Origin of the sequence: uncultured Gemella sp., from assembly GCF_963525875.1 — a bacterium.
GTDB lineage: Bacteria > Bacillota > Bacilli > Staphylococcales > Gemellaceae > Gemella.
This window is the reverse complement of sequence record NZ_CAURMG010000047.1, coordinates 1-9,045: the sequence shown is the minus strand read 5'-3', so window position 1 is coordinate 9,045 and position 9,045 is coordinate 1. Positions and strand designations below refer to the sequence as shown.

Genomic DNA, 9,045 nt, shown 5'->3' with positions numbered 1-9,045 from the left:
TGATCCGCATGCACTAGAAATAATCATCTTTTTCTTATTCATTTATATTCTCCTTAATATTAATTCGAAACAATTTCGATTTATTATAACATGTTTAAATCGGTTTGTAAATAGTCATCTTTACGATTTACTTAATGTATTTCTAATATTATTCTATTTTCTATATCCCTTATTAAGACCTAACCACTATTATTACTGTAGAAATAAACTTTTTAAACTTAATGTTTATACCAAAAATTATTACTATTACTTAAACTTTATATTTTTAAAAATTTTGAATTTCATTTAAAAATATAATGTATAAATAAAGAAAAGGGAGCGGCTCAAAAATCACGATTTCGTAAAAATCGATTTTGTCGAGTCACCCCCACTCAGTTTATTAGATATCTAAAAAACTTTTATAAAGCAAATTTAGATACCAATAAACTACTGCGATTATGAATTGTTATATACACTATTTTAAATTTATGCCCTTTGAGTCGTCTCCCTTTCTTCCCTTTTTAAATAATTTGTTTTTTTCTAATAAAGTATGCCAATAAAATCATTCCAACTCCAAAAATTTCTAAAGACATTGAAGTTGCGCCCGTTTTTGGCAATATTTTCTTCTCCAGCTTTAACTTATAAGAGTTTGTTTTTGGTAGTTCCTCATTGATAGTACTGTTTTTATCCTTTTCTGGAACTTCTATTTTAGTTCTTTCTTCTAAATCTTTAGTCCCTATATTTATTTTCTCTACAATAGTAAATTTACTGAAATGGTTTGTTTTAAATGTTATTATTCCTTCAGTGTAAATACTATCTATTTTTTCAAGTTTCTTATCCTCGGATATATGATAAACCTCTAAATCATAATTATCTTTTTTCACTACTGCCACTTTTACTTTTCGTTCTATATTGCTATCAACTTTTTTATTATTTTTTTCAAAATGAATTTCAAAAGTTTCAATAATATTATATTGGTTACCCAATTTATTAGAAATTAACTGAATTAAACTACTATCAGCTAAAGGCTCTACATATAGTTTTTCTGCAGAAACACTACCTTTTTCAAATGATACTTCAACTAGACGACCTGATAAGTTAGCTTTTAAAATTTCTTGATTCATTTCTCTATTATCTACAGAAGCTAGATTATCTCTACTTAAAAATTGTTTGTTAATTTCTTGGTTTCTTAGTTTATTACCTGAATTCATTATTCTTTCTAATTCTTTCTCCACAATTCTCGTTAAAGTCCTAACATCTCTAAAAATAGTTGACTTATCAATCGGTTTTTCTGTTGTTTTGTCTTTTTCTAATTCCACTACAGGTGTTGTCGTTACTGCATTTCCTTGTGGTTTCTTATCCATTTGTTTTTCATCAACTTTGTTTCCTGACTCTTTTTCTACCGGTTTAACACCTGATTTTTCTTTTCCTGATTCCACTACGGGTTTTGTTATACCTACATTCCCTTGTGGTTTCTTCTCCACTTGTTTTTCATCAGCTTTGTTTCCTGACTCTTTTTCTACCAGTTTAACACCTGATTTTTCTTTTCCTGATTCTACTACAGGTTTTGTTATAGCTGCATTCCCTTGTGGTTTCTTGTCCTCTGGTTTTACTGGTGTAGTAGCACTGTTAGCTTTTTCTATAGTTGAATTATTATTAGTTGTAGAGGTAATTCCTAAATCTGGAATTACTCCATTTTTATCAATAATGACTGCATTTCTAAATGGTTTATAGGCTGCTTCTACTTTTGTATCAATCATAACTATACCAATAATGCTAACTAAAGCAACTGTAATATTATTTATCTTTCTTTTATTATTTTTCACTATATTCTCCTTCTTTTATATTTAACTAGATAACAATAATTAATACTTTTACTATATTATATTATACATTATATTTCTCATCAAGATAATATTAAAAAAGTTTGATTAGTAAAACGATACTAATCAAACCTAACCCGTCTTATCTTGATAAAAATGAAAAGAATCCGCTAATTATTGCTACATTAAAAAAATCAATAAATAAAGCTCCAACTATAGGCATTACAAAAAATGCTATATGAGAATGCTTATACTTATCACATACACTTTGCATATTTGCTATACCATTCGGTGTCGCACCTAGTCCAAATCCAACATGCCCTGCAGATAAAACTGCTGCATCATAATTACTTCCCATAAATTTAAATGTTACAAAGTAAATAAAGAACCAAGCTAACACTGCTTGAGAAACTAATAATATTACAAGTTGTCCTGCTACATTACTTAATTCCCATAATTTTAAAGTTATCATTGCCATACCCAAAAATAGATTTAATGAAACATCTTCTAAAATATGAACTTCTTCGTAATGTAAGTCAAACTTAGTTGTATGATCTGATATATTTCTTAGAATAGCAGCGACAATCATAGGTCCTATGTAACTAGGAAATTTAAGAAATTGATTTAAAAATGTTGAAACAAAGCTACCAATAAACATTGCTAACAAAATCATGAAAAATGCCTTAGCAAAACTTTCTCCATCTAACTTTTTAACGTCATTATTAAATAAAAATTCATCATTTTTTACTTGTTCATTATCAACTTTTTCTGCAACAACTTCTAATTTTTTATTTATAATTAATTTGTTAGCTAGTGGACCACCTAGGCTTGAACCAGCAATTAATCCAAAAGTTGCTGCTGCTATCGCCACACTTTTTGCTCCTGAATGCCCTAATTCTTCTACGATAGGAGCCATAGCTGCTGCCGTACCATGTCCTCCTGTCATTGCTGTTGAACCTGTTAGTAGCGCTATTAGTGGATCAGTCCCTGTTGCATATCCAATACCAACCGCCAATATATTTTGTAAAACTACTAATATTATCGAAGCTACTAAAAATAAAATTACTTTTCTTCCGCCTATTTTTAACAATCTCCAACTTGCATTAAATCCAATACTAGTAAAAAATAATGTCATAAAGAAACTCTGTAGCGTATTATCAAACTCAAATATTACTAAATTAGATTGACGTAATATTAAATTAATTATTGCAAATAGGAAGCCTCCTATTACTGGTGAAGGTATACAATACGTCTCAAAAAATTTTACTCTCTTTCGTAAAAATCTACCTATAATTAAAATTACAACGGCTAACCCCACTGTCTGTATCATATCCATCTTAATATTTAACATAATAACACCCTTTCTTTTTGTTATATTTTCTCACATAATATACATATTAAGTTCTTATTTAATATATATAATTCATGTATTCACCATTATATAAATATATTTTACACTTTTTAAAGATATCCATCAATTATACGTTAGATTTTTTTACAATATAAAAATTTAAAAGCGAGAGTGACTTAAAATCGTGATTTCGGAGAAATCAATTTTATCGAGTCACTCCCGCAAAGTCTATTAAATATCTAAAAAGCTATTTTAAAGCAAATTTAGATATCAATAAACCACTAAGCATATAAATTGTCAAAATTATTTTTAAAAAATTAAGGATTTTTATAGCAAACCCTTTTAAAATCTAGAAAATTGGTTTTAAAAACTCTGACCAAGTTTCATAATTTTCTTCTTTTTTCGCCTCAGCACTAGACATCCATCTAATAACTAAAGTGTCGTCTTCTTTTACTTCTACTTGTTTTTTATCAACTTTACATTCATACACCACTCCGATATGAACCTGACCAACTTCTGTTTCGTCATCATTTATCAATCCAATAAACTGTAAGTTTTCCAATGCTTCTTCTTCCGAAACTCCTACTTCCTCATTTAATTCACGTGATGCATTAATTTTTAGCATTTCAAAAATTGATTTTCCTTCTACTTCATTCATATGTCCACCAATACCTACTGATGCTTTCCCATGAAGTCTAGCTTCTCCACCTCCAACTAAACGTTTATACACTAAAACTTCGCCAGTATTTATGTCTTTTAATAGTACATACCCTATTAATTGCTTGAAGCTAGGATCTTCTTCCATATCCCCACGTCTTTTTACTTCGTATGATTCAAATGTATCGATAATTTTTCTTGTTTTTTCATCTTCTTTTTCTATAAATCCATAAAAATGATTTTCTTCATTGTTGAATAATTCTTTTCTATTTACAACTAATATTTGTTCATCCCATTTACTCATTTAATTTTCCTCACTTTTTTTATTTTGCCTGATAGGTTCCTTCTTTTAATTCTTTAGCTATCTTAGCTATTTTTCTAAATCTATGATTGAGACCAGATTTTGATAATTTACCATCTTCAATCATTTCTGCTATTTCTTTTAATGGATATTCAGGATATTTTAATCGTGCTTCAGCTACAACTCTTAACTTCTCGTCTATATTATCAAGTCCAATTCTCTCTTCTATTATATTAATATCTTCTACTTGCTTTGCAGATGCATTTACCGTTTTATTCATATTAGCCATATCACAATTTTGCATTCTATTTACCGAATTATTTATATCACGCACTATTCTCTCATCTTCAAACTGGAATAACGCCTGAAATGCTCCAACAAGATTGATAAACTCTGCTATTTTTTCTGATTCTTTAATATAAACAATATATCCCTTTTTTCTTTCAAGACTTCTAGCATTTAGCTTATAACTATTTAAAAGTTCATTCAATTCTTTATTGTGTTCTTCATATGACGAAAATATTTCCATATGATAACTAGAAGTACGAGGGTTATTTATAGAACCACCTGCTAGAAATGCTCCACGTAAATACGCTCTTTTTTTATCATCCGTATCTATAAGTTCATTCGCAATATCTATTCTCATAGTATAATTGTCATTTAATATATATAAATCTGTTAAAATCTCTTTTACATTTTGCTCTAAGCGGCAAATATATACATTATTTTTCTTTAATTTTAATTTCTTCCTTACAGAAATATTAACATGAACATCATAGAAATACTTAATTAAAGAAAACATTCTTCTTGCTATTGAAGCATTTTCTGTTTGAAAACTTAAACTTAGTCTTCCATTAGAAATATTTAAAATTCCATTCATTTTTATCAAAGCTGATAACTCTGATAGAAATTCTCTATTTTTAGTAATTTCTATTAATGTCAGTTCTTTTTTCATATCTGAAGCATATGACATAAATTCCCTCCTAACTTTAATTATTCTATAACTTATTTATTTTATCATGTTAATAACAAATTAACAAATTATTTGAGTCTAAAAACTAGAAATAATGAGTTAATATACAATGTACATTAACTCATTATTTCTAATATTTTCTTTTTGTTATCGTCGTTTACTTCTATTCTTTCTTTTAAACCTTGCTTATCAAAATATAGTACTTCATCCGAGATTTGACAAAGAAATTCGTAATCATGAGTTATTATGAATATAACAACATCTTGTTCAGCTATTTTCTCTATCAAACGACTAAACTCAATCATATTAATATAATCTAAGCCACTAGTAGGTTCATCAAAAATTAATATTTTTTTATTTGATAATAAGGCCGAAGCTATAGCTACTCTTTGTTTTTCTCCTCCAGATAATGTATTAGGATGGCGATTCAGAAACTTCCTAATATTTAATTTATCTACCACTTCATCAAACAACTCTAAATTGTCACTACCTAATTTAATCTCTTTTTCTACAAGATTAGTAAATAATTGATAATTCACATCTTGCATAACTTGAAATGTACTTCTTATTAAATCTTTCTTATTAAGATTTTTTCCATTAAGTGTGACTTTGTGTTTAGATTTATGTAATCCACTTAAAGCATTAGCAAACGTAGTTTTACCACAACCATTAGCTCCGATTATAGAATAAATTCTTGATGAAGAAAAACTTTCATTTTTCAAATAAACTTGATGGTCATGGACTTTATAATCTAGTTGCTCAATATTTAAATATTGTTCTTTATTATTTCTAGGTTCTTTCTTACCAAGCTCTACTTTTGATAAATCTATTTGTCTAGTTTGACATAATCTACTATCAAAGTCAGATAGTTGCTCTTTTGTAACTTCATGAACTAGTCTACCATCTTTAATAATATACATCTTATCAATTAAATCCTTTAAATAATAGATTCTATGCTCAGCTACAATTATTGTCTTTCCTTTTTTCTTCAAAGTTTCTATTATTGAAGATATTAATTCTATAGATTTTAAGTCTAAATTACTAGTAATTTCATCAAGTACATAAACATCAGCATCAAGCATCATACTAGCCATAAAAGCCAATTTTTGCTTTTCCCCACCACTTAATTCTAAGACATTTCTATCTAATAAAAATTCAGCAGAAAATTCTTTTACTACTTCATCAATTCTATTTTGAATATCAACTTTTGAATAACCATAATTTTCCATACTAAAAGCAAGTTCACTAGTAGAGTCTAAATTAAAAAACTGATTCTTAGGATTTTGAAACACACTACCTACTACCTTAGAAAAATCTTTTAATCTATCTCCTATACTTAGATGGGCTATTCTAAAATCTCCACTGAATCCACCATCGAAAAATTCAGGAGCTAGACCATTTAAAACCCTCATAATTGTTGTTTTCCCACAGCCACTTGCTCCAGTGAATAAAATACATTCGCCTTTTTTAATTTCTAGTGACAAATCTTCAATATTTAATTTTTTTGATTCAATATATTTGTAATTAAAATTTTTAAATGTTATCAATTTATCACCTCATAAACATAATATAACAAAAAATCACAGTAACAACTACCATGACAAAATAGTCAGTTTTGCTAAACTTAAGTTCAATATAACTAGTCGGTTTTTCTTCATTGTCTATTCCACGGCACAAACATGAAACTGAAAGTTCATTAGCAATATTTGTGCTTATAATTACATAAGGAACAAATATATATTCAAAAAATTTAATTGGATGAAGTAAGTAGTAACCTCTACTTACTCCAATCCCCTTCATTTTTAATGAATTTCTTATTAACTTATAGTCTGTGAGTAAAACTGGAAAGAATCTATATAAAACCGCAAGGACAATTATCATTTTCTTAGGTAATCTTACACTTCTTAAAAAACAAATCAGTTCAGATACTTTAGAACTACTTACTAATGCCATACCAGCACACAATGGAAAATATAATGTTTTAAACATCAGTGCTGTTAGTAATAAAAAGCTGTCAACAACTTGAAGTGTCACTGTATGAGCAAAGAATACTTCATGAATAGTGAAGAAAAGATATATTCCAAAAAATCTAATCATCCTTTTCAAATTAGAACTTACCCCTAAGTATAGTGAGAAGCAAAGTGCAATAACCAAATGGGCACTAATTGACATCATTTTAAACATCAATATATTAGCAATAATCAATATAAAAATCTTCGTTCTTATATCTAACTTCAACATACTATAATCCCGCTTTATTAAAATTTTTGAAGTATAATTTTCTTCCTAGATACGTACCAATGATTGAAAAAATTATAGTAAATATAACTATAAATACGAATGTTTTCATATCTGTAGTACTCATAACTAAATTAATTTTCTCATCAGAATAATTCCTATTTTTAAGATGTTGAACATAAGAATCTTTCATAAAGAACATTGGTAATATTAATCCAATATTCCCTAAGTTAAAGAACAGATATGATAAATATTCATTCCCATATCTAAAAGCAGTCTCCGCTAAAACTGCTGCTCCAATTAGAACAATTCCTCCTACTACAGAGTGACCAGAGACAGTCATGAAAATACCAATAATTGCTATCATTATAAATATAGCCATATTTTTATTAATTTTATTAAAAATTAAACTATACACACTTCCACAAACTAAAGCAGCCGTAATAGAAGTATAAGTAGCAAAATATACTTTCCCTCCAAATACTAATGAAGTTAAAAGTGTAGAAATTCCTATTCCCACTGCCATTACAAGAATTAATAAAATAGTATATAATCCTAACGTTATTAAGTCTTTAATTTGTAAATTTTTGTTTTCTTCTTTATTTATATATTTTAATTCTGTCATCTATTACCCCACTATATTTTTTTAAATTCTTCTAGTGCAGCTTCATAATTCGGTTCTTCTCCAATCTCTTGTAGAACTTCTTTATATCTTATTACACCTTCTTTATCAAGAATAAATACTGCTCGCGCTAATAATCCTAATTCTTCGACTAAAAGACCATTATTATTTTCAAAATCACGATATTTATAATCTGATACAGTAATAGCATTATTGATTTCCTTATCCGCACAGAATCTACCAAGTGCAAATGGTAAATCTTTAGAAACAGTAATTACAACAGTATCATTAAGATTTGAAACTTCTTTATTAAATTTAATTGTTTGTAATGCACAAATTCCAGTATCTACAGAAGGAAAAGTATTTATTATAACATTCTTACCTCTATAATCTGTTAATTCAAATTCTGACAATGTTCTTGTAACAGCTCTAAAATTAGGGAACACTTCTCCTACATTTAATTTATCTTCAATAGTAACTGGAGTACCTTTAAAGCTAATTGTTTTTTTCATAATTATTACCTCTTTAAATTATAATTTATTGATAAAAATATCTATACTTAATGATAACACATTTCAATTATAGATAAAAGTTTTTTATAATAATTTATTAGGATTTTAAGTAATATTTATATAATTTTATTATAATTTTTGATATAATAGAATGGAATAGTATGTGAAAGGATTTTTTTTATGTCAAAAGAAAAAAAAGATTTCGTAGTAGAAAATGAAACTACAGATTCTACTGAAGAAAAAGATACCTCAATCTCTTTTTTCGGTCGTATTAAACAACAAGTTAAAACTTTCAATTTAAAAAACTCTGAAACTTCTGTTACTGAAAGCAGTATTAAAAATAACAAACTCGATGAGACTGCTTTAGAAAATGAACTTCGTTTAAAAGAGAAAGAGGTTAGATTAAGAGAAGAAGAATTAAAAAAACAAGCACTAGAATTAGAAAAAGCTCGTAAGAGATTCGAAGAAGAACAACGTAAAATTGAAGATGCTCGTAAAAAAAATGAATTAGCCCGAGCAGAAAAGGAACGCCTCGAAAAAGAACGCATTGCTCGTGAAAAAGAGCTTGAGCGTCAGCGTATTGAAAAAG

At 27.7% G+C, this 9,045-nt stretch carries 8 protein-coding genes and 1 pseudogene; 1 reads left to right on the top strand and 8 read right to left on the bottom strand.

The genetic code is table 11. The annotated features are described in order from the left end of the window. Nucleotides 1-500 precede the first annotated feature (500 nt). The 8 genes from RWQ73_RS07015 to tpx all read right to left on the bottom strand — a co-directional run bounded on the left by RWQ73_RS07015 (nt 501) and on the right by tpx (nt 8,456). The gene (locus tag RWQ73_RS07015; RefSeq protein WP_314407614.1) at nt 501-1,805 is read right to left on the bottom strand and encodes an LPXTG cell wall anchor domain-containing protein; all 1,305 of its coding nucleotides are present in this window, start codon (nt 1,803-1,805) and stop codon (nt 501-503) included. 139 nt (nt 1,806-1,944) lie between these two features. Further along, on the bottom strand, nt 1,945-3,153 hold the full coding sequence (gltS, locus tag RWQ73_RS07010; protein ID WP_314407612.1) for a sodium/glutamate symporter: 1,209 nt from the start codon (nt 3,151-3,153) through the stop codon (nt 1,945-1,947). 349 nt (nt 3,154-3,502) lie between these two features. Beyond that, nucleotides 3,503-4,114 carry an NUDIX domain-containing protein gene (locus RWQ73_RS07005; RefSeq protein ID WP_314407610.1) on the bottom strand — a complete coding sequence of 204 codons (612 nt, stop codon included), beginning with the start codon at nt 4,112-4,114 and terminating at the stop codon, nt 3,503-3,505. 19 nt (nt 4,115-4,133) lie between these two features. Next, nucleotides 4,134-5,084, bottom strand: coding sequence for a DNA-binding protein WhiA (gene whiA / locus RWQ73_RS07000; RefSeq protein ID WP_314407608.1), 951 nt, complete (start codon nt 5,082-5,084; stop codon nt 4,134-4,136). A gap of 116 nt (nt 5,085-5,200) precedes the next feature. Then, nucleotides 5,201-6,631, bottom strand: a complete 1,431-nt coding sequence (locus tag RWQ73_RS06995) for an ABC transporter ATP-binding protein (RefSeq protein ID WP_314407606.1) — start codon at nt 6,629-6,631, stop codon at nt 5,201-5,203. A 4-nt stretch (nt 6,632-6,635) separates the two neighbouring features. Beyond that, the gene (locus tag RWQ73_RS06990) at nt 6,636-7,325 is read right to left on the bottom strand and encodes an energy-coupling factor transporter transmembrane component T (RefSeq protein ID WP_314407605.1); all 690 of its coding nucleotides are present in this window, start codon (nt 7,323-7,325) and stop codon (nt 6,636-6,638) included. A 1-nt stretch (nt 7,326) separates the two neighbouring features. Then, nucleotides 7,327-7,947: an MptD family putative ECF transporter S component gene (locus RWQ73_RS06985; protein WP_314407604.1), complete on the bottom strand. Its 621-nt coding sequence runs from the start codon at nt 7,945-7,947 to the stop codon at nt 7,327-7,329. Nucleotides 7,948-7,958: 11 nt separating this feature from the next. Further along, on the bottom strand, nt 7,959-8,456 hold the full coding sequence (gene tpx / locus RWQ73_RS06980; RefSeq protein WP_314407602.1) for a thiol peroxidase: 498 nt from the start codon (nt 8,454-8,456) through the stop codon (nt 7,959-7,961). Nucleotides 8,457-8,636: 180 nt separating this feature from the next. Here tpx and RWQ73_RS06975 point away from each other — a divergent pair. Then, a pseudogene (locus RWQ73_RS06975) lies at nt 8,637-9,045 on the top strand (transporter); the annotation flags it as partial.

Bases quoted from the DNA above. Each gene is read 5' to 3' on its own strand.
- gltS (WP_314407612.1), bottom strand. From the start codon at position 3,153: ATGTTAAATATTAAGATGGATATGATACAGACAGTGGGGTTAGCCGTT.
- RWQ73_RS07005 (WP_314407610.1), bottom strand. From the start codon at position 4,114: ATGAGTAAATGGGATGAACAAATATTAGTTGTAAATAGAAAAGAATTA.
- whiA (WP_314407608.1), bottom strand. From the start codon at position 5,084: ATGTCATATGCTTCAGATATGAAAAAAGAACTGACATTAATAGAAATT.
- RWQ73_RS06990 (WP_314407605.1), bottom strand. From the start codon at position 7,325: ATGTTGAAGTTAGATATAAGAACGAAGATTTTTATATTGATTATTGCT.
- RWQ73_RS06985 (WP_314407604.1), bottom strand. From the start codon at position 7,947: ATGACAGAATTAAAATATATAAATAAAGAAGAAAACAAAAATTTACAA.
- tpx (WP_314407602.1), bottom strand. From the start codon at position 8,456: ATGAAAAAAACAATTAGCTTTAAAGGTACTCCAGTTACTATTGAAGAT.